The following is a 19,056-nucleotide window of genomic DNA, read 5'->3' as shown; positions in this document are numbered from 1 at the left end:
TCAGCGCCAGCGGTCGGTGGGCGGGGCGCCGCCGGCGCGCGGCGCATCGTCCTGCGGCGGGTAGCCGTACTGCTCCTCGACGCGGCGCCGGCCGGCCCGCTCGGGTGCGGGTTCCGCCTGGTGGCCGCGCTGGCGCGGGGGGCGCCACTCGTCCGGCACCGGCACGCCGCCGACCGGCAGCGCTGGCCGGTCCTCCGGTTCGGCCCGCCAGCCGCCGTCGCGGTCGTGCCGGCGCGCCGGCTCGTCCCGTTGGTACGACTCGCGCTCGTCGTAGCCACGCGCGTCCTCGTACCGGCGGGCGTCCTCGTACCGGCGGGGCTCCTCGTGGCGGACGGTGGCCCATCGGTCGGCCACCTGGTACTCGGTGCCGGTGGCGTCCGCGTGCATTTCGGCCCGGCGCTCACCGACCCGCAGCTCACGGCCGTGCTCGTCGTCGCGGACGGCCGCCCACCGGTCGCCGGTACGCAGCTGCGACCAGTACTCGCCGGTGTCGTCCGCTCGCAGGGCCGGCCCGGGCTGCGGCGCTGCCGTCCGGTCCGGCTCACGCTGCTCCGACCAGCCGCGGTCGTCGTGGTGGTCGTCCGGGTTCGGCCAGGAACCCGGGTGCTGCCGCTCGGGCGCGCGCTCGGGTCGGGCGCCCCAGCCGGGCTCACCCCGGGTCGCGGCCTGCGCGGCCCAGGGCCGGTCGTCGCCGGAGCGGCGATCGTCGGCGGGGCGGGCACGGTCGTCGTAGCCGGACCGGGGGCGTTCCTCGGGCTCACCCCACGAGCGGTCAGCCGGCCGGGAAGGCTCCTCCGCGCCGCCGCCCCGGGCCCACTCCCGTGCCGGCGGGGTCCACTGGCCGGCGTATCCGCCGCCGTACGGCGCTCCCGGCTCGGCCGGACCGCCGTCCACCACGGTGTGCCGGGTGGTCACGTGCACGGTCTCGGTGTGCCGGACCACGCCGTGCGGCCGGTGCGCCGGCTCGGGGCGGTCCTGCTCACGAGGGCGAGGAGCCGACCCGTACCCGGCGCCGGCTGGCCGCTGCGCGCCGTACACCCCGCCGGCTGTCGGCGGCTCGGCACCGTACAGCCCGCCGCTGGCCGGCGGCTCGGCGCTGGCGTCGGCGGCCGACCGCGGGTACGCCGGCTCGTCATCGTCGGCGCGCTCGGGACGGCTCCACCGGGGGGTGGCGTCCTCCGGACCTGGCACCCGGCCCCGACCGGCCGGGGCGTCGCCGGGCACCGGCACCCGGCTGCGGGCGACCGGAGCGGCGTCCACCGGCTCGGCGGCTGGCACCCGTGCCCGGCCGGCACCCGCCGGGTCGACGGAGGGGGTGGCACCGGCGAGGGCGGCGCCGCTCGCGTCAAGGCGGCGGCGGACCGCGGCGACCCCCTCCTGTGCCCGCTGCGCCTGGTCGAGCGCCTGGTTGCCGCGCTGCGCGGCAGCCACGATCTCGGTGCGCAACTCCCGGCGAAGCTCCTCGATCTCGTCCAGCAGCTCGTCGGCCCGCGCCGAGGCACCCTCCCCATCGGTCCGCAGCGCGATGGAGAGGCCGATCAGCACCACCGCCAGGATGGCGAGCACCGCCGCGAAGCGCAGCGGCCCGTTGCCGTCGGCGACCAACAGGATCAGCGCCGCCACCGGGGCGAGGGCCACACCGGCCCAGAAGAGCATGGTCAGCAGCGGCGATTGACGCCGGGCGTCGGGGGTGACCGGGGCTGGCATGGCTGTGCAGCCTACCGACGATCCCCACCTGAGGGAACGGGTCCCCGGAACCCGCGGACGCCCCCGGCCCCGGGTGGGGGCGGGGGCGTCGTCAGCACGCCACGCGGTGGCTCAACTGGTGGCGAAGGCGCTGTCCGAGGAGAAGATCAGGCCGACGCTGATGGCACCGGTGCGCAGCCCGTTCTTGGTCAGCGGCCCGCCCTGGTCCAGCGAGGAGAACGAGCCCACCGACAGCCCGTACGTCTTCTCCAGGCCCGGCTTGCAGAACGGACGCTGCTGGCACTCCGGCGGGCCACCCAGCACGGTCGCGTTGCCGGAGCACTTCGCCGCCAACTCGGAGAGGGTCCGCACGCCGTACTTGTCGGCGAAGGCCTGGGTCACCGCGAAGGCGTTCTGGTCCTGAGCGGCGGCAGGGGCACCGAAGGTGATGCCCGCCTTGTCGCCTTCGGTCTTGAGCGCGGCCACCGTGTTGTTGATGTCGGGCGAGGAGACCGGCGGGGGGTTGGCGCCGTTGGCCTTGGTGTTGAGGAACTCGGCCATGGTCGCGGCGTACTCCGGGACGACCTGGATCTCGCCCTTCTCCAGTGCCGGCTCGTAGAGCTCCCGGTTGCCGATCTGCTGAACCTTGACCTGGTAGCCGGCGGCGGTGAGTGCGATCCGGTACAGCTCGGCCAACGTCTGGCTCTCGCTGAAGTTGCCGGCGCCGACGACGATGTCGCCGCCCGGCCCCTTGGCGATGCCCGCAGTGAGGTTGTTCGCGGTGGCGAACTCCTCGGCTGCCACCTTGGGGGTCTTGCGATCGGTGTCGACGGCCTTGTTGAGCAGGACCAACTTCGGCGTGTCGAGCGCGGCGGAGACCTTGTCCAGCGCCGCGATCAGCTGCGGGTTGGCCACCTTGCTGTTGACCGCGGGAATGACGTTATCGGAGTTCTGGAGCTTCTTGTCGTCCTGCAGAGCGATGAGCTGCTGGCCGGCGACCGGGGCGCACCCGGCCCCGGAGGCACCCGCCTGCGGCGCGTCGGTGCCGGACGAGCCGGCGTCACCGCACCCGGTCAGAAGCCCTGCCGCGGCGATGACGCCGATCGCGCCGATCGCCAGACGTGTTTTTGCGCGCATGTGCCCGCCTTCCGTGTCCCGGCGCGACCCGTCCCGGGCCGGCCGCGTGTCCGACGGGCGATCCTGGCTGTCGGTCGCCCGCGAATATCCACCCAACATGGTCCGCAACCGACCGACAACTTGGGGAGGGCTTCGTCACCGCATCGTCACCGGCCGGCCCGCCGCCGGTCGCCGGCTCGGCGACCGCTCACCCGGACGGGTAACCCGCCGAACGGGCCCGGGTGGGTCAGGCGCTGCCGGTGGCGTCGGCGGGTCGGGGCCGCCCGGCGCGCTGCTGACCGCGCCGTAGCGGACGGGGGGTGACCAGCCGTTCGACGCCGCCCAGGATCACTTCGGCCAGCAGCGCGAGCCCGGCCACCAGTACACCGCCGGCCACGATCTGACCCCCGCCGGCCGCGATGCTCAGGCCGAAGCCGGTGCGGATGATCTCGCCGAGACCGCCGCCGTTGACGAACGAGGCCAACGCTGTGGTGGCGATCACCTGCACGGCGGCGGTCCGGAAGCCGGCGGCCAGGTAGGGCACCGCGAGCGGCAACTCCACCCGACGCAGCAACTGCCCGCCCGACAGGCCCATCCCGCGCGCCGCGTCGCGGGCCTCCGGGTCCGCCTGACGTACGCCGGTGTAGGCGTTGGCCAGCAGCGGCGGTACGGCGAAGACGGCCAGGGCCACCACCACCGGCGTACGGCCGAAGCCGAGGAAGGTCAGCGGCAGGATGGTCAACAGCGCCAGGGTCGGGATGGCCAGGGTGGCGTTGGACACCAGCACCACCAGGCCGCCGCCCCGCCCGGTGTGCCCCAGCCAGAGCCCGAGCGGCCAGGCCACCAGACAGCCGAGCGCCACCGCCGCAGCCGAGATCGCCAGGTGCTCGCCGAGCCGGTCCAGGATGCCGCCGGGGTTGGTCCAGTTCAGTGGGTCGTTGAGCCAGAGCACCGCCTGGTGCACCGGGTTCGCGGCGGCGCTCACCGCGCGCCCCGGACGGACCACGGGGTGACCAGCCGGGCCACCAGGACCAGCAGCAGATCCAGCAGCACCGCGAGCGCCACACAGAGCACTGTGCCGGTCATGATCTCGGCCTTGTAGAGGTTGTTCTGGAAGCCTGCGAAGATCAACTGCCCGAGCCCGCCGTGCCCGACCAGCACCCCCACGGTGACCAGCGCGACCGTCGACACGGTGGCCAGTCGCAGCCCGGTCAGGATTCCCGGGATCGCCAGCGGCAGGTCGATCCGGAACAGTCGCCCCCACCGGCCGTAGCCCATGCCCTCCGCGGCCTCGCGGACCTCCGGCGGCACCTGGTTGAGCCCGGCCACCACGTTGCGCACGATCAGCAGCAGCGCGTACAGGACCAACCCGACCAGCACGGTGGTGGCGCCGGTGCCCAGGTAGGGCGCGATGAACGCGAACAGCGCCAGCGACGGGATGGTGTAGATCACACCGGTGATGCCGAGGATCGGACCGGCCAGCGGGCGGAACCAGTAGGCGACCACGGACAACGGCAGGGCGATCAGCACCGCGATCAGCACCGCCCGCCCGGTGAGGGAGGCGTGTTCACGCACCGCGGCGAGGATCGTGTCAGAGTTGTCCCGCACGTACTGCCAGGAGAACCAGGGGTTACCCGGGTCGGCCCGGTAGCTCAGGCGGAAGGACATACGTGGACGTTACCCCGGAGGCCGCCGGCCTGGCCGAGTCCCCTCGCGCGGCGTCGATCTCCCTGCAGGGCATCCAGAAGCGCTACCCGAACGGCACCGAAGCCGTCCGGGAGCTGAGCCTGGAGGTCAAAGCCGGCGAGCTGGTGGTGTTGATCGGACCGTCCGGCTGCGGCAAGTCGACCGTGCTCCGCATGATCAACCGACTGATCGAACCGACCGCCGGCCGGATCATGCTCGGCGACGAGGACGTCACCGACGTCGACCCGGTGCGGCTGCGCCGTCGGATCGGCTACGTGATCCAGAACGTCGGGCTCTTTCCACATCAGACGGTCCGGGCGAACGTGGCCACCGTTCCCGGGCTGCTCGGCTGGTCGCGGGACCGGACCCGGGCCCGCGTCGAGGAGCTGCTCGACCTGGTCGGGCTGGACCCGGCCCAGTTCGGTCGCCGCTATCCGCACGAGCTGTCGGGTGGCCAGCGGCAGCGGGTCGGGGTGGCCCGTGCGCTCGCCGCCGACCCGGTGGTGCTGCTGATGGACGAGCCGTTCTCGGCCGTCGACCCGATCGTCCGGGCCCGCCTCCAGGAGGAGTTCCTCCGCCTCCAGGCCGAGGTCCGCAAGACGATCGTGCTGGTCACCCACGACCTCGACGAGGCGGTCCGGCTCGGCGACCGGATCGCCGTGCTCTCCGAGGGCGGGCACCTGGAGCAGTACGACACGCCGGCGGCCCTGCTCGGCGAGCCCGCCACCCCGTTCGTACGCGAGTTCGTCGGGGCCGACCGGGGCATCCGCCGGTTGGCGGTCACCCCACTCGACCGGGAGTCGCTGGACCCGGTGCCCGGCGACGCCCCGGCGGACCTGCCGACCGTGCCGCTGGACGGCTCCGCGTACGACGCGCTGGCGGTGCTGCTCACCTCGGGACGGGACCGGCTCCTGGTGACCGACGACGGCCGACCGGTGGGCGCGCTCAGCCGACAGCGTCTCCTCGACCTCGGCCGCTCGACGGGCTGACCGGGCGCCGACCCGACCGTTCGAACGGGCGGCCCCGCCGGTGTCCGTCCGAGCGCCCCGGTCGGATCAGGCCAGCACAGCCAGTCGGGTCACGCCCGGCCGCCGAGGCTGGCAGTGCCGATGATCCAGCCGGAGAGGAAGCCGTAGCCGGCGCCGGCGCTGGCGTCCTGCAACGCCCCCAACAGCGACGGGTCCGGGCCGAGCAGCGCCGCCAGCACGGCGGCGAGCCCACCGGCCAGCACGTACGCGGCCCAGCCGGAGAAGAACTGGCTGACCGGACCGGGCACCCGGGCCACCTGGGCGGCGGGCAGCAGGTACAGCAGGGCCACCGCGAGGACCACCAGCAGCACGGCCCGCAGGTCGGCGGCGAACAACCCGCCGGCCTGGCCGTCCGCGTCCAGCCGCCAGGCCGGCCAGGCGAGCACTCGCAGGTAGTAGGCGACGCCCGACTCCGGGTCGGTCTGGGTGCCGGCCCACCCGGTGTACGCCGGGCTGCCGCCGATGCCGACCAGCAGCAGCACGGCGAGCGCCCCGGTGCCGGCGGCCGTCCCGTAGCGGCTGACCGGGCCGGAGCGGTGGAAGAGTGCCATGATCCGCCCAGGGCCCGAGCCAGCCGGCCGGGCGGACCTGGGCTGCCCCGACCGGCTCAGTGCTTCTGCAGGTAGTCGATGAAGGCGGCCCGCAGCAGTGGTGCCGACTCCTCATAGCCATGACCGGTCAGCTCCCGCCACAGCGCGGAGGCCTCGTCGATGGTCGGGCCGATCGAGTTCGGCGCGCCGTCCAGGACCGTCGCCTCGTCCGCGTTCGGCAGGTGCCGCAGCACCGACCAGAAGAACCCCACGTCGCGGTGCTCCCGGGCCCGGGCGAACGCCCGCTCCCGCAACTCCTCGGTGGACAGCGCGTCGAGCTCCTCGAACGAGGATCCGCCGGGGGTGGCGGCAGGTGTGTCGGTCATGCCGCCGAGCCTAACCGTCGAGATCAGCTCCGGCTCGGCGGACGCGGCACGGCTCACCGGCCATCGTCCCACCGGCGCGGGCTGTCCTCCCAGCGCGGGTCCCGCCACGGGTCGGCCTGTTGGGGCGCAGCCGGCGTCGGCAGCGTGGGGGGCCAGTTGTCGACCGGCTGCGACAGCGGCACGTTCCAGCCCGTGCTGATCGTGCCGTCACCGACCGGCTCCGGCCTGTCGGTGCTGCCCGGCCGGGGCCGCCCGAACGTCTCGACCAGCCGGGTGACCAGCAGCCCGACGCCGATCGCCACGCCGCCGACCGTCCAGACGTCCACCGTCCAGTCGCGCGCCCGCGCGTACGCCTGGAAGGTCGTGACCAGGCCAACCGCCAGCAGGGTCCCGAACACCCCGCCCCGGCGGCCGAACGCGCTGGTGCCGCCCAGCAGGGCCATCCCGATCGCCAGCACGGTCCAGTCCAGCCCGGGGGCGGGCGTGACCGACCCGGGGCCGTTGGCGGCGAGCAGCACGCCGGCGAGCGCGGCCAGCACCGTGGAGCCGACCAGCGCGACCGCGGTGACCACGGCGGCCACCGCACCCCGGCGACGGGCCGGATCGGCGACCGGCCGGTTCCGGCCGACCAGCCGACGGATCGCCCGGATCCCCCCGAACAGCCCGCCGAGGATCGCCACCGCGGCGAACCCGGCGAAGAGGTAGCCGGCGGTACGCCCCGGGTCGTAGTCGCCCTGCACCAGCACGGGCGCCGACCGGCGTTCGATGAACACCATCACGCCGGCCGCGCCGGCCAGGCTGGCCGCCCAGCCCGGCACGTGCAGCACCACCACGGCCAGCGCCAGCGCCAGCCCGCCCAGCGCGGCGACCGCGATGGCCGGGCCGAGGGAGTCGCGCAGGCCCTGGTCGCCCTGCTCCGCGTAGTGCAGTGCGGCGGCGAGCGCGATCGGCCCGACCGCCAGGTTCGGGGCGGCGGTACGCAGGCTCAGCCCGGCGGCGAGGGCGAGCAGCCCCAGCCCGACCGCGTCGACCAGCAGCGTGCGCAGGCCAGCGCCGCGCAGCGCCGCCGGGTCGGCCCGCCAGAGCAGCCAGCCCAGGGCGGCGAGAGCGGCCAGCAGCAGGATCTCCCAGACCACGTGCACGCCCACCCGGTCCCGACCGGGCTCACCGTGAGTGGGGTCGTCGAAGACGTTCTCCAGAACGGTGGCGGGGACCCCGGATGAGGGCTCCACCGACCGGTCCCGGCCCGTTTCTTCGTACGTCATGACGCCGCCTCCCCGCTGGCCGGCCCTCCCTGGTCCGGCGCGCGGACGGACCGGGGGCGGCCGTTGCTCTCCGGTCGCAGGCACCGTACCCGCGCCCGGAGCCGGGCGTAACCCCTCTGCTCAGCGCTGGCCGGGGCGGCTCTCCCGCTGGTCGGGGTCGCGCTCGTCGTCCGGGCGCTCCGGCACCCGGCAGGAGCGCTCCAGCCAGAGCGCGGCACCGACCAGCGCCAGCGAGGCGAGCAGGCCACCTCCGGCGGCCGGCCGATCCTCCACGGCAGCCTGAGTGGTCTCGACGAAGAGCCAGCCGGTGAGCCCGGCGTAGAAGCCGGCGAAGATGGCCGCGGCCAGCGCCGACGCCTTGGCCAGCACCACGAACCGGGCCACCAGCAGCGGGTTGACCGGCTCCCGGCCGGGCTTGCGCTCGATCCGACCTCGGGTGTTGATTGCGGCGTACCCCTCCAGCATGGCGAGCCCGGCCAGTGTCACCACCGGCAGCCAGGGCAGCCGGGGGATGCCGCTGTAGTAGAGGGTGCTGATCAGCAGCCAGGCCACCGCAGCCGCGGCCAGGGCGGCCACGACCAGGGTGGAGATCCGGGTGGGGCCGATCCGCGACCGGTCCGGGCCCGGCCCGCCCGGTGGTGGGGACTTCGCCTGCGTCATGCCGGCCGGCTCCGCTCGGTCATGCCGTCGACTCTAACGCCAACTCCGGCCGGGGACGCAGATCCAGCGCGTCCTCCGCCGCGGGGCCGGCGGTGAGCAGGTCGGTCAGCCAGCCGTGCCCGGGCAGCCGTCCGTACGGCTGGATGTCGATCCACGGTCGCAGCACGAAGGCGCGCAGGTGTGCCCGGGGGTGTGGCAGGGTCAGCTCGGGGTCGTCGCTGAGCACCGGCTCGTCGTCGTCGCCCCAGACCGCGATCACGTCCACGTCGAGGGTGCGCGGCCCGAACCGCCGCTGTGGGTCACGGACCCGGCCAGCCGCGCGCTCCGCGGCCCGGGCCCGCTCCAGCCAGTCGCGCGGGGCGGCGGCGTCGTCCTGGGCCAGCAGCACCGCGTTGAGGTACGCGGGCTGATCCTCGTCCCCCCACGGTGGAGTCTCGTACACGCCGGAGAGCACCAGCACGGCGTCGCCGAGCGTCGCGACGGCCGTCCGGAGATGGCCCAGCCGGTCGCCCAGGTTGCTGCCGAGCGAGAGCACGGCCCGGGTCACCGGGCACGCGCCCGCGTCATGGTGACGGCCACGTCGGTGAAGGTGTGCGGCACCGGCGCCTCCGGCTTGTGCACCGTGATCGTGGCGGTGGCGACCCGCTCGTCGGCCAGGCAGACCGCGAGCAGCCGGTCCGCGAGGGTCTCGATCAGGTTCACCGGCTCACCGGTCACCACCGCGACCAGGCGTTCGGCCAACTCGCCGTAGTGGACGGTGGCGGTGACGTCGTCGCTGGCGGCGGCCGGGGCGAGGTCCAACTCGAGGATCGCGTCGACCACGAAGTCCTGCCCCTGGACACGTTCGAAGTCGTACACCCCGTGCCGGCCGCGGGCCCGCAGGCCGGTCAGCTGAATCCGGTCGGTCATCGCTTCCTCTCTCGCCGACCGGCCACCCGACCGATCGGTCCTGCGCCTGTCGGGGGTGCCTGACGTGGGCCGGCGCGTCCGGCAGTGCGCCGGCGCGCCCGACGTGGGCCGGTCATTCGGGCCGCCCGTGACCGACCCGCGTGGTGGCCAGGTGCGGGCGTCCGGTAGCGGCCCAGACGGCGAGCGCGTCGGCGGTGGCCCGCACGTCGTGCACGCGTACCCCCCAGGCGCCCGCCGCGACCGCCAGCACGCTGGTGGCGACGGTGGCCGCCTCCCGCTGCGCGGTGGGTCGCGGCGTGTCGTCCGGGGCGGCGAGCAGCCGGCCCAGGTAGGACTTGCGGCTGGCGCCGAAGAGCAGCGGGTACCCGAGATCCAGCAACTCCGGCAGACGGGCGCTGAGCTCCCAGTTGTGCGCGGCGGTCTTGGCGAAGCCGAGGCCGGGGTCGATGACGATGCGGTCGGCGGCCACCCCGGCGGCCAGCGCCGCGTCGACCCGCTGGGCCAGTTCGGCCCGGACGTCGGCCACCACGTCGGTGTAGCTGGCCAGCTCGCGCATCTGCCGAGAGTGGCCACGCCAGTGCATCAGCACCCAGGGGCAGCCGGCGTCGCGGACCACCCGGGCCATGTTCGGGTCGGCCAGCCCACCGGAGACATCGTTGACCACCGCCGCGCCAGCGCCCAGCGCGGCCTCGGCCACCCGGGCCCGGCTGGTGTCGATGCTGACCCGCACGCCTGCGGCGGTCAGCTCGCGGATGACCGGTAGCACCCGGTCGGCCTCGGTCCCGGCGTCGATCCGCTCCGCGCCCGGGCGGGTCGACTCGCCGCCGACGTCGACCAGGTGCGCCCCTGCGTCGCGCAGACGGACGCCATGTCCGACGGCCGCATCGAGGTCGGCGTACCGTCCGCCGTCGGAGAAGGAGTCCGGCGTGACGTTGAGGACGCCCATCACCACCGGGCCCGGGGCCCGTACCAGATCGGTCACGGCTAGACGGTACCGGTCGCGGCGGCGGTGCCCTCCGACCCGGGTCGGCCGTCGCCCCACCACTCCTGACGTGCGGATTGGAACAGGTGTACGATCGGTCGTCCGGGCAGTATCTGGTAGTCCCGTCGCGGCTTGTCGCAATCCGGGGCGGCCCGTACGCTTTGGAATCGGCCAGCATCGAGATGGCGAAGCCTGGAGGGAGGGCCGAAGCGGGGAAAAACCGCCCAAAGCTCGCCACTCTCCGTGGTGAGTAACGAACGCAGGGTCGAGAACGCTGCGCCCTGCGGAGCACATTTCCCGCCAGGCTTGCCTATTGCACCGCCGCGGCACCCGCCGGCCGCGATATGGGGAGGTTCCAGTGATCGCCTTCGAGCTCATGGAGACGGCGTCGTCCGGCGTCGCCCACGCGCTCTCCACCCTGGCGTCGGCTCCACTCGCCGAGCCGGCACCGAAGGGGATCGACACCAACGGTGTGGTCACCTTCTTCGCCAGCAAGATCGCGCCAATCCTGCTCGCCGTCCTGGGCGTCATCTTCATCGGCCGAGCCAGCCGGGGCGAGATCTCCAAGGTGCTGACCAGCTCCGCGATCGCCATCGTCGGGCTGGCCTTCATCGCCGGCGCGGCCACACTCTTCTTCGTCGGCGATTACCTGATCGACCTGATCTTCGAATAGGCGCGGTCACCAGATGCGGCTGCGCACCGACGACGACATCTACCGGGCCCGCCTGGTCTACCTCGGGCCGCCCGGATACACCCTTCCGGTCCACCTGCCGTACGCCCAGTACGGGCTCTTCATGCTGCTCGTCCCCCTCTACATGTTCATCCACTGGCTGTTCACGCTGACGGTCGAGCTCTTCCCGGCCTGGGAGATCGCGCTCGCCATCGTGACCACGTCGTTCATCTTCCGGCACGTCGACCCGGATCGGCCGGCGCGGGTTGTCATCCGCACCGCGCTGACCGACTGGCGACGTACCCGGGAGCCGGCGATCGAGCAGCGCGACCCGCGCCTGGTCGGCAGCCGGATCAGGATCCGGGAGGAGCTGGCATGACCGGGCGTACGCCGATCGGTCCGTCGCACGACGCGGGTGAGGCGGTCGCATGAGTCGCTCTTCCACGCCGGGTCCCCCGGCCGGCCGTCCGGCCGTACCGGGAGGTCACCGTGCGCAGTCATTTGACTACGCCGAATCCGAGGATGAGGTGGCGCTCGATCCCGCGCTGGTGACCTCGCCCGGCCACGGCGCGGTCGGCGTCTTCCAGGCCCCCCGGCCGGTGCCCCGCCGGACACCGCCCGCCGAGCCCAGCGCGGTGTCGGCCGGCGAGAACGCCGACATCGACTCCCCGTTCCTGGACCTCTTCGGCGCGTCCCGGCCGGGCACGGCGCGAGCCGTGCCGGCCGGCCCGGCCACCCGGGAGCAGCCGGCGATCCCGCAACAGCCGCCCGCCGCCACGCCGACCCATCCGGCCCAGCGGGTACCGGATCGGGCACCCGAACCGGAACCACGGTGGACCCCCGACGATCCCGCCAGCGGCGGGCGGCCTGTCGAGCCCGCCAGCGGCGGGCGGCCCGTCGAGTCGCGGCGCGGGGCCGGCAAGCCCGCCATCGAGTCCCGGGTGCCGCACCAGGCCGGCGACCGGCTGCCGATGCTCCACCCCCCGACCGAGCCCAACCCGGCTACCGCGGGCACCTCCGCGTCGTCGACCAGCGGTCCGGCGACCTGGCCGCCGGCCAGCACCGCGCCGGAGGACCGGCCGCCAGCACCGACTGGGTCGGTCAGCGCCGGGCCGGCGGATCGGCCGGCCCTGGAGCGCGCGCCGCGCCGCGCCGCCCGGACCGGCTCGGCCCTGCCCACGCCGGTCGGTGCCGAGCCGACCGGGCGGGAGATCGCCGCACCCCGCCAGCGCGCTGCGAGCCGGCCTGCCCAGCCGACCCGGGTCCGCGCGCCGAAGATCAAGTTCGGGGACCGCGACCCGTCGGTCGAGCTGGCCATCACCGAGATCGCCGGCCACCTGACCTTCACCCCGAACACCGTCACCGCCTGGTACTGGCTGCCCGAGGTGCGCTGGGCCTTCCGGCCGGACGCCGAACGCGAGGCGCTGCTGTCGGCGATCTCCGAGCAGTACGCCGGCCTGGCCGGCTTCCGGCTGCACCTGCGCCGCACCACCCGTCCGTTCCCCGCCGACGAGTGGGCGCGGACCATCGACGCGCACACCTCGGCACCGCTGCCCGACGTGCCCGGCACCGCCGGCTGGGCCGACCACCTGGTCGCCGCCCAGCGGCACCTGATGGCGGTCAACCACGCCGAGGGGCAGACCTACCTGGGCGTCACCTTCGCCCGCCGGTCGCTCGGCGACTCGCTCACCGAACGGTTGCTACGCACCTTCGGTCGCGGCACCGCCGACGGCGAACGCCGCAAGCTGGGCCGCACCGTCGAGCAGTTCGACGAGGTACTCGGCGCGTTCGGCATGCGCGGCCGACGCGTCACCGCACAGGAGCTGGAGTGGCTGCTCTACCGCTCGGTGGCGCTGTGCATGGCACCGCCGGGCCGGCTCTCCCCAGTGACCGACGGGCGCTGGGAGCGCGGCGACCTGCTCGCCATGACCGAACAGGTCGAGCGCTACCGCACCCCGTACGGCTCGACGGTGAAGCTGGTCAACCGGATGACCGGCGAGGAACGGCACGTGGCCGTGCTCGCCGTCGGTCGGATGGAACCCCTGGAGATCCCGGAACGGCACGAGCCCTGGCTGCACTTCCACGAGCGGTTGCCCTGGCCGATGGAGATCTCCACCCGGGTCGACATCCTCGGCTCCAACGACTCGTTCCGCAATCTCGAACACCGGCTCCGCATGATCCGCTCCCAGCAGCTCGACTACGCCGAACACGGCATCGACGCGCCGCCGGAGCTGGAGCGGCTCGCCAAGCGCGCGCTGGTGATCGGCGACGAGATGACCACCGGGCTGCCGGTCGACTCGGCCCGCGCGCACGGCTGGCACCGCATCGCAGTCGGCGGCCGCACCCGGGAGGAGTGCCTGGAGCGGGCCCGTCGGCTCATCCAGCTCTACTCCCGGGAGCTGCGCATCTCGCTCCAACACCCGAAGAACCAGGACTGGCTGGCGCGCGAGTTCATCCCCGGCGAGCCGATCGCCAACACCGGCTACGTCCGCCGGATGCCGGTCCCGCTGCTCGCCGCCGCGCTCCCCCAGGCCGCCTCCAACGTGGGCGACCGGCGGGGCGACCTGATCGGCCGGACCGCGGGCACCTGCCGCCGCCCGGTCTTCCTCGACCTGCACTTCCCCATGGAGGTCCGGGAACGCTCCGGGCTCGCGGTCTTCGTGGCCGAGCCGGGTGGTGGCAAGTCGACCCTGCTCGGCGCACTCGGTTATCTCGCCGCCCGGCGGGGCGTCCAGGTGACCCTGCTCGACCCGTCCGGGCCGCTGGCCCGGCTCTGCGCCATGCCCGAGCTGCGGCCGTACTCCCGGGTGTTGAACCTGACCGGCTCGGAGCACGGCACCCTGGCGCCGTACTCGCTCATCCCGACGCCGCTGCGCAGCGAGTTCGGCGCCGGGGCCGCCGGCGACCGGGAGTTCGAGATCGCGGTCTCCAACGCGCGGGCCGAGCGGCGGATGCTGGTCCAGGACATCTGCATGATGCTCGTGCCGCCTCAGGTGGCCCGGGAGGCGTCCACCGCCACCCTCTTCCGGCACGCGGTCCGCCAGGTCCCCGCCGAGGAGACCTCCACCATGGACGACGTGGTGAGCTGCCTCGGGCGGCTCGACGACGACGCCGGCAAGGAACTGGCCAACCTGCTGCTGGACACCGCCGAGATGCCGCTGGCCATGCTCTTCTTCGGTCGGCCGCCGGACGGGCTGCTCGGCGCCGACGCGGCGCTCACGGTGATCACCATGGCCGGGCTGCGGCTGCCCGACCTCAAGATTGAACGGGAGTACTGGTCCGCCGAGGAGTCGCTCGCCCTGCCGATGCTGCACACCGCGCACCGGCTCGCCGTCCGCCGCTGCTACGGCGGGTCGATGTCCTCCCGCAAGCTGGTCGGCCTGGACGAGGCGCACTTCATGGAGGGCTGGCGGTCCGGGCGTTCGTTCCTGGTCCGACTCGCCCGGGACTCCCGCAAGTGGAACCTGGCCGCGCTGGTCGCCTCGCAGAACCCGCGCGACATCCTCGGCCTCGACGTCCAGAACCTCGTCTCCACCGTCTTCGTCGGGCGGATCGCCGAGGACGCCGAGATCGCCTCCGAAGCGCTACGCCTGCTGCGGGTGCCGGTCAACGACGGGTACGAAGCCACCCTGGCCTCGCTCTCCGCCGCCGACACCAGCTCGTCCAACCGGCTCGGCTTCCGCGAGTTCGTGATGCGGGACGTCGACGGGCGGGTACAGAAGGTCCGGGTCGACGTCTCGTACGTCGAAGGGCTGCTGGACCACCTCGACACGACGCCCGCCGCGATCGCCGCGGCGGCCGGAGTGTTGCCGAGCATCCCCCTGCCGGATCTGGAGGCGTGACATGGCGAGGGCCCGGGCACGGATCGCAGCGTTCCTGCTCGCCCTCGGCGTACTGGCCGGGGCGTCCCTCACCTGGCCGCTGATCGGTGCGGAGGCGGCAGCCGCCGCCCCGCCGGCCGCCCAGGCCCGCGCCGACCTCTGCACGACCCCGGAGTGGCAGGCCGACTTCCGGGCCTGCGTGGCGAAGCTCAAGGAGGTCAGCGAAACCGAGATCACCTGCCGCAACGCGCCGACCCCCGGAACGCCGGACTCCGGGCTCGCCGGCTGGTTCGCCGGCCGGCCGGACTCCGCCAAGCAGCCCGGTCCGAAGGGGCTCTACAGCGACTACGGCTACGCCGGCTACAGCTATCCGACCTACGACATCCCGGGCGGGTGCGCATCGTCGGTCCTGCATCCGGATTACAAATTCACCACGACAGTCGCGAACGGCGAATTCATGATCGCCACCGCGATCGTCGGCGCCTCGAACGCGCTGCGGGAGCGCGCCTGGGACCCGCGCTCGATGTGGGGCTGGGCCGATCCCCTGGTCGAGCAGGCGACCAAGGCCGTCTACCAGAAGGTGTTCAGCGTCTTCGGCATCGTCACGCTCTGCGTGGTGGGGCTCTACCTGCTCTGGCGCTCCCGCCAGTCGGACATGAGCAACGCCATGACTACCGCGGGCTGGGCTTTGCTGGTCATGGTCGCGGTCACTGCGCTTGCCGCCTGGCCGGTCAAGTCGGCGAACATCGCGGACGGCACGCTGATCACGACGCTGGGCGCGGTGCACGACGCCGTCGGTCCGGCGGCCCGGGACACCCCACCGGATCAGTGCGACGATCCAAATCCCGAGGCTTGTAAGGACAACCGGCCGCCTGCTGTGCGGGCCAGTGACACCGCCGCCGAGGCGATGCTCTACCGGAACTGGCTACGTGGCGTGCTCGGCTCGGCCGACAGCGAGACCGCCCGCAAGTACGGTCCGGCGCTCTACGACGCCAAGGCGCTCTCCTGGGAGGAGGCGGAGAAGCTGCGCGCCAACCCGGCCACCCGGGACGCGACCATCAAGGCCAAGCAGCAGCAGTGGGCGCGGGTGGCGCAGCAGATCCAGACCGAGGACCCGGAGGCGTACGAGTACCTCCAGGGGGTGCGGGACATGGACCGGGTCGGTGCCGGCTTCATCGCGGTGCTGGCGTCGCTGCTCTTCGCCATGTTCGACCTGACCGCGTCGCTGCTGGTCCTGCTCGGCTTCCTGATCTTCCGGTGGGCGGTGATCGCGGCGCCCATTCTCGGCACCGTCGGCCTGCTCCGCCCGGCCAGTGCCGGGTTGCGGCGGCTGGCGAACGCCGTGGTCGCCGCGGTCTTCAACATCGCCATCTTCGGCACCGGGGCGGCCATCTACCTGTTCGCGGTCGACTTGATCATGAGTACGCCGACCCTGCCCGGCTGGCTCCAGGTGGTGCTGGTCTGGCTCTGCGGGGTGGTCGGCTGGCTGCTGCTGCGGCCCTACCGACGGATCACCCAGCTCGGCGGCAAGGACAGCAGCGAGGCGGTCAGCTCGGCCGGGTCCTGGCACCGTCGGTTCTTCCGGGACATGCGGACGGCGGCGCGGCTGGACGTGGCAGAGCCCGGTGGCACGGCGGAGCCGGTGGGTGGACGCCGTCAGTCGCCGGTCGCCGAGCGGACCTCGCTGCGCCCGGAGGCGCGGCAGGAAGACCCGGGCTCCGTGCCGACCCGTCCGGCCGACGGCCAGCGCACCGGCGCCGGGCGCCCGGACGGTAAGGAGCGCGCGGACGAGGCGTCAGCGGAGGAGACCGGTGGCCGGAGCCGTCCGGTCGCGCCTCAGCCCCGTCGCCGGCAGCCGGCAACCTGGACCGAGCCGGACGTTCCGGCCGAGAACCCGTCATTCGTGGTCTACCGACCGGGCTCCGCCGATCGTGCACCGGACCGCCCCGGCCCCCGGGTGCGCTCAGAGGCGCGGTGACGGTGATGCGACGTGCTCTGGAGTTTCTGGCCACCCGCGCGCTGCGGTCCCGGCTGGGGGTGGCGCTGGTCATCGCGGTGCTCGTCCTCGGCGTGGTCGGGGCGGCCCGGCTGGTCTCCGGCCCCGGCGATCCGACGGATGGATTGAGCAGCCGACCGAACCTGCCGATCACCACCGTTGATCCCACGGCGGGTGACGACGGTGCGATCTCCACCGACGCTCCGCCGTCACCGGTCACCCGGCCCGGCGACCGCACGCCCGAACAGACCGCCGACCGGTTTGCCGCTGCCTGGCTCGGCCGCCCCGGTATGACCGCGGAGCAGTGGCAGACCGGCCTGCGTCCGCTCTCCACCCCGGCGCTGACCGAGAAGCTGGCCGGCGCCGAGCCCAGCGGAGTTCCGGCCGAGGAGGTCACCGGACCGCCCGCGGTGCAGTCGCGCACCGAGACGTTCGTCGAGGTGCTGCTGCCCCTCGACACCGGTCGGCTCCGACTGGAACTGATCGCCGCGGACGGCGGTTGGCTGGTCGACGTTTTGGACTGGGAGCGCCCATGAACGACGGCAGCGGCTCCGCCGCCCTCCGCCGACCGCTACGGCTCGGCGTTGTCGCTTCGGTGCTGACCGGGGTGCTGCTCCTGCTCTGCTGTACCGGTGGGACCGCGGCCTTCTTCCTCAGTGGGCTCAGCGGCGACGCGGAGGATGGGGACACGCTGGCCAACGAGGACTGCGGTCCCGTGCGGCCCGTGAACATCACCGGCAAGCTGCCACGGTTCACCGAGTACGGCGATGCCCAGGTCCGTAACGCCGCGATCATCATCAAGGTCGGCCAGGACATGGGCGTGCCCTCGCGGGGATGGGTGATCGCCCTTGCCACCGCGATGCAGGAGTCCGGCCTGCGCAACCTGGCGAACAGCGGCGTGCCGGAGTCCCTGGCCCTGCCGCACGAGGGCGTCGGCGCAGACCACGACTCGCTGGGCCTGTTCCAGCAGCGGCCGGGGTGGGGCACGGTCGCCGAGCGGATGACCCCCGCGTACACGGCCCGCAAGTTCTACGAGAAGCTCGTCGGGGTACGGGGCTGGCAACGTCGACCGCTGACCGCAGTCGCGCAGCAGGTCCAGATCAGCGCCTATCCGGACGCCTACGCCAAGCACGAGGAGCTGGCCAGCCGAATCGTGAACGCGCTGTCCGGCGGCGCGGCCCGCACCATCGAGATCAACGGCAAGGCGGTGTGCGACGCGGCCGAACGCGGTCAGATCGCCGCCTCCGGCTGGACCGCCCCGATCCCTGGTGGGGTCGGCTCCGGCTTCCGGACCGCCCAGCGGCCCGGCCACAACGGGGTCGACATCGGGGCAGCCAAGGGCACCGAGATCCGGGCTGCTGCCGCTGGTCGGGTACTGGTCTCCCAGTGCGACCCGGACGACAGGGGCCGGCTCGACTGCGACGTGGATGGGTACCCCGGCAAGGGCGGCTGCGGCTGGTTCGTCGACCTGCTGCACGCTGGCGGCTACATCACGCGGTACTGCCACATGGTGGTCCAGCCCCGCGTGCAGCCCGATCAGATCGTGGCGGCCGGCGAGGTGATCGGCCAAGTGGGCAGCAGCGGCAACTCCTCCGGTCCGCACCTGCACTTCGAGGTGCACCTACGCAACGACCGAACCAGCCGTGGCGCTATCGACCCGAACCAGTTCATGCGCGGGCGGGGTGCCCCGCTGCGCCGCCCGGCATGAGGTCACCGAAGGCATGAGTGGCCCCCTGCCGGACCCGTTCGCCGACCAGCCTGACTGGGCGCCCCGGCCACCCCGACCACTGGCGATCGTGCCCGCCACCGAGCGGGTGGACCTGCGCGGACGGCGGGTGCTGGTCGGGCTGCCAGGGCTGGGCTGGCGGGGTGACCTGCGCGCGGACGACCGGGTGGTCCAGGGAGCCCGGACCTACGTCCCGGTGATCCCTGAGCACGAGTGGTACCGGGCCGAGGCTGAGCAGGTCGAGGTGTTCGCACCACTGGTACCGGTGGATCGGGTCTGGGTGGAGACGGTCGGCGAGCGGACCAGCCCGGACGCCAGTCAGGGCACCGGCATCCGGCTGGTCTCGCTCGACGGCCCGGCCCACCGGTCCCCCACCCCGGTCTTCGAGGCGGACGCGGTCACCGGGCGCCGGGTGGTACACGTCGAGGGCGCCCTGGAGCACCGCGACCTTCGCGCCGTCACCGAGACCTACTCTGGTGCCGAGGGGGACATCTGTGTCCGGATCACACCCGAGGTGGAGTGGTACCGCTGGGCCTGGCGTGGCCAGTCACCTACCACCCTGGAGGTTCCGGTCCATCTCCTGTGGATCGAATGA

At 73.6% G+C, this 19,056-nt stretch carries 19 protein-coding genes; 8 read left to right on the top strand and 11 right to left on the bottom strand.

The annotated features are described in order from the left end of the window. From OG990_RS31445 to OG990_RS31430, 4 genes are all read right to left on the bottom strand, one after another. Positions 1–1,707, bottom strand: a complete 1,707-nt coding sequence (locus OG990_RS31445) for a hypothetical protein (protein WP_406078062.1) — start codon at positions 1,705–1,707, stop codon at positions 1–3. A gap of 111 nt (positions 1,708–1,818) precedes the next feature. Next, positions 1,819–2,823, bottom strand: coding sequence for a glycine betaine ABC transporter substrate-binding protein (locus OG990_RS31440; RefSeq protein WP_406078061.1), 1,005 nt, complete (start codon positions 2,821–2,823; stop codon positions 1,819–1,821). 226 nt (positions 2,824–3,049) lie between these two features. Continuing rightward, on the bottom strand, positions 3,050–3,787 hold the full coding sequence (locus tag OG990_RS31435; protein ID WP_355601894.1) for an ABC transporter permease: 738 nt from the start codon (positions 3,785–3,787) through the stop codon (positions 3,050–3,052). Then, complete coding sequence (locus OG990_RS31430) at positions 3,784–4,470, bottom strand: ABC transporter permease (protein ID WP_328421212.1); 687 nt, start codon at positions 4,468–4,470, stop codon at positions 3,784–3,786. The genes OG990_RS31435 and OG990_RS31430 overlap by 4 nt, the downstream gene beginning before the upstream one ends. Positions 4,471–4,472: 2 nt before the next feature. Here OG990_RS31430 and OG990_RS31425 point away from each other — a divergent pair, with 2 nt between their 5' ends. Further along, on the top strand, positions 4,473–5,477 hold the full coding sequence (locus tag OG990_RS31425) for an ABC transporter ATP-binding protein (RefSeq protein ID WP_328421214.1): 1,005 nt from the start codon (positions 4,473–4,475) through the stop codon (positions 5,475–5,477). Positions 5,478–5,566: 89 nt separating this feature from the next. Here OG990_RS31425 and OG990_RS31420 read toward each other — a convergent pair whose 3' ends face one another. The 7 genes from OG990_RS31420 to folP all read right to left on the bottom strand — a co-directional run bounded on the left by OG990_RS31420 (position 5,567) and on the right by folP (position 10,248). After that, positions 5,567–6,067 carry a hypothetical protein gene (locus OG990_RS31420; protein ID WP_355601897.1) on the bottom strand — a complete coding sequence of 167 codons (501 nt, stop codon included), beginning with the start codon at positions 6,065–6,067 and terminating at the stop codon, positions 5,567–5,569. Between the two features lie 56 nt (positions 6,068–6,123). Continuing rightward, on the bottom strand, positions 6,124–6,432 hold the full coding sequence (locus OG990_RS31415) for a hypothetical protein (RefSeq protein WP_328421218.1): 309 nt from the start codon (positions 6,430–6,432) through the stop codon (positions 6,124–6,126). Between the two features lie 53 nt (positions 6,433–6,485). Beyond that, positions 6,486–7,697 (bottom strand): ABC transporter permease, encoded by a 1,212-nt coding sequence (locus OG990_RS31410; RefSeq protein ID WP_406078059.1) that lies wholly within the window; start codon positions 7,695–7,697, stop codon positions 6,486–6,488. Between the two features lie 120 nt (positions 7,698–7,817). Continuing rightward, entirely contained in the window at positions 7,818–8,357 is a 540-nt protein-coding gene (locus OG990_RS31405) for a DUF3180 domain-containing protein (protein WP_406078057.1), read from the bottom strand. Positions 8,358–8,376: 19 nt separating this feature from the next. Next, the gene (gene folK, locus OG990_RS31400; RefSeq protein ID WP_355601903.1) at positions 8,377–8,904 is read right to left on the bottom strand and encodes a 2-amino-4-hydroxy-6-hydroxymethyldihydropteridine diphosphokinase; all 528 of its coding nucleotides are present in this window, start codon (positions 8,902–8,904) and stop codon (positions 8,377–8,379) included. Further along, positions 8,901–9,266: a dihydroneopterin aldolase gene (folB, locus tag OG990_RS31395; protein ID WP_355601904.1), complete on the bottom strand. Its 366-nt coding sequence runs from the start codon at positions 9,264–9,266 to the stop codon at positions 8,901–8,903. The genes folK and folB overlap by 4 nt, the downstream gene beginning before the upstream one ends. A 112-nt stretch (positions 9,267–9,378) precedes the next feature. Continuing rightward, positions 9,379–10,248 (bottom strand): dihydropteroate synthase, encoded by an 870-nt coding sequence (gene folP / locus OG990_RS31390; RefSeq protein WP_328421228.1) that lies wholly within the window; start codon positions 10,246–10,248, stop codon positions 9,379–9,381. A gap of 358 nt (positions 10,249–10,606) precedes the next feature. On the opposite strand from folP, the gene OG990_RS31385 reads away from it, so the two are divergent. From OG990_RS31385 to OG990_RS31355, 7 genes are read left to right on the top strand one after another with little or no spacing between them, the layout of a single operon-like run. Continuing rightward, entirely contained in the window at positions 10,607–10,921 is a 315-nt protein-coding gene (locus OG990_RS31385; RefSeq protein ID WP_053654780.1) for a hypothetical protein, read from the top strand. A gap of 13 nt (positions 10,922–10,934) precedes the next feature. Next, complete coding sequence (locus OG990_RS31380; protein WP_007466101.1) at positions 10,935–11,297, top strand: hypothetical protein; 363 nt, start codon at positions 10,935–10,937, stop codon at positions 11,295–11,297. A 49-nt stretch (positions 11,298–11,346) separates the two neighbouring features. After that, positions 11,347–14,760, top strand: a complete 3,414-nt coding sequence (locus OG990_RS31375; RefSeq protein WP_406078055.1) for an ATP-binding protein — start codon at positions 11,347–11,349, stop codon at positions 14,758–14,760. Between the two features lies 1 nt (position 14,761). After that, the gene (locus OG990_RS31370) at positions 14,762–16,717 is read left to right on the top strand and encodes an MFS transporter (RefSeq protein ID WP_406078054.1); all 1,956 of its coding nucleotides are present in this window, start codon (positions 14,762–14,764) and stop codon (positions 16,715–16,717) included. Next, entirely contained in the window at positions 16,714–17,271 is a 558-nt protein-coding gene (locus OG990_RS31365) for a hypothetical protein (protein ID WP_406078052.1), read from the top strand. Before OG990_RS31370 ends, OG990_RS31365 begins: the two co-directional genes overlap by 4 nt. Further along, positions 17,268–18,443: a M23 family metallopeptidase gene (locus OG990_RS31360; RefSeq protein ID WP_406078050.1), complete on the top strand. Its 1,176-nt coding sequence runs from the start codon at positions 17,268–17,270 to the stop codon at positions 18,441–18,443. The genes OG990_RS31365 and OG990_RS31360 overlap by 4 nt, the downstream gene beginning before the upstream one ends. Positions 18,444–18,456: 13 nt before the next feature. Next, positions 18,457–19,056, top strand: a complete 600-nt coding sequence (locus tag OG990_RS31355; protein ID WP_355601916.1) for a hypothetical protein — start codon at positions 18,457–18,459, stop codon at positions 19,054–19,056.

This window comes from Micromonospora sp. NBC_00858, assembly GCF_045207365.1.
GTDB lineage: Bacteria > Actinomycetota > Actinomycetes > Mycobacteriales > Micromonosporaceae > Micromonospora.
The sequence above is the reverse complement of the archived record's forward strand: the minus strand, read 5'-3'. Positions and strand labels throughout refer to the sequence as shown.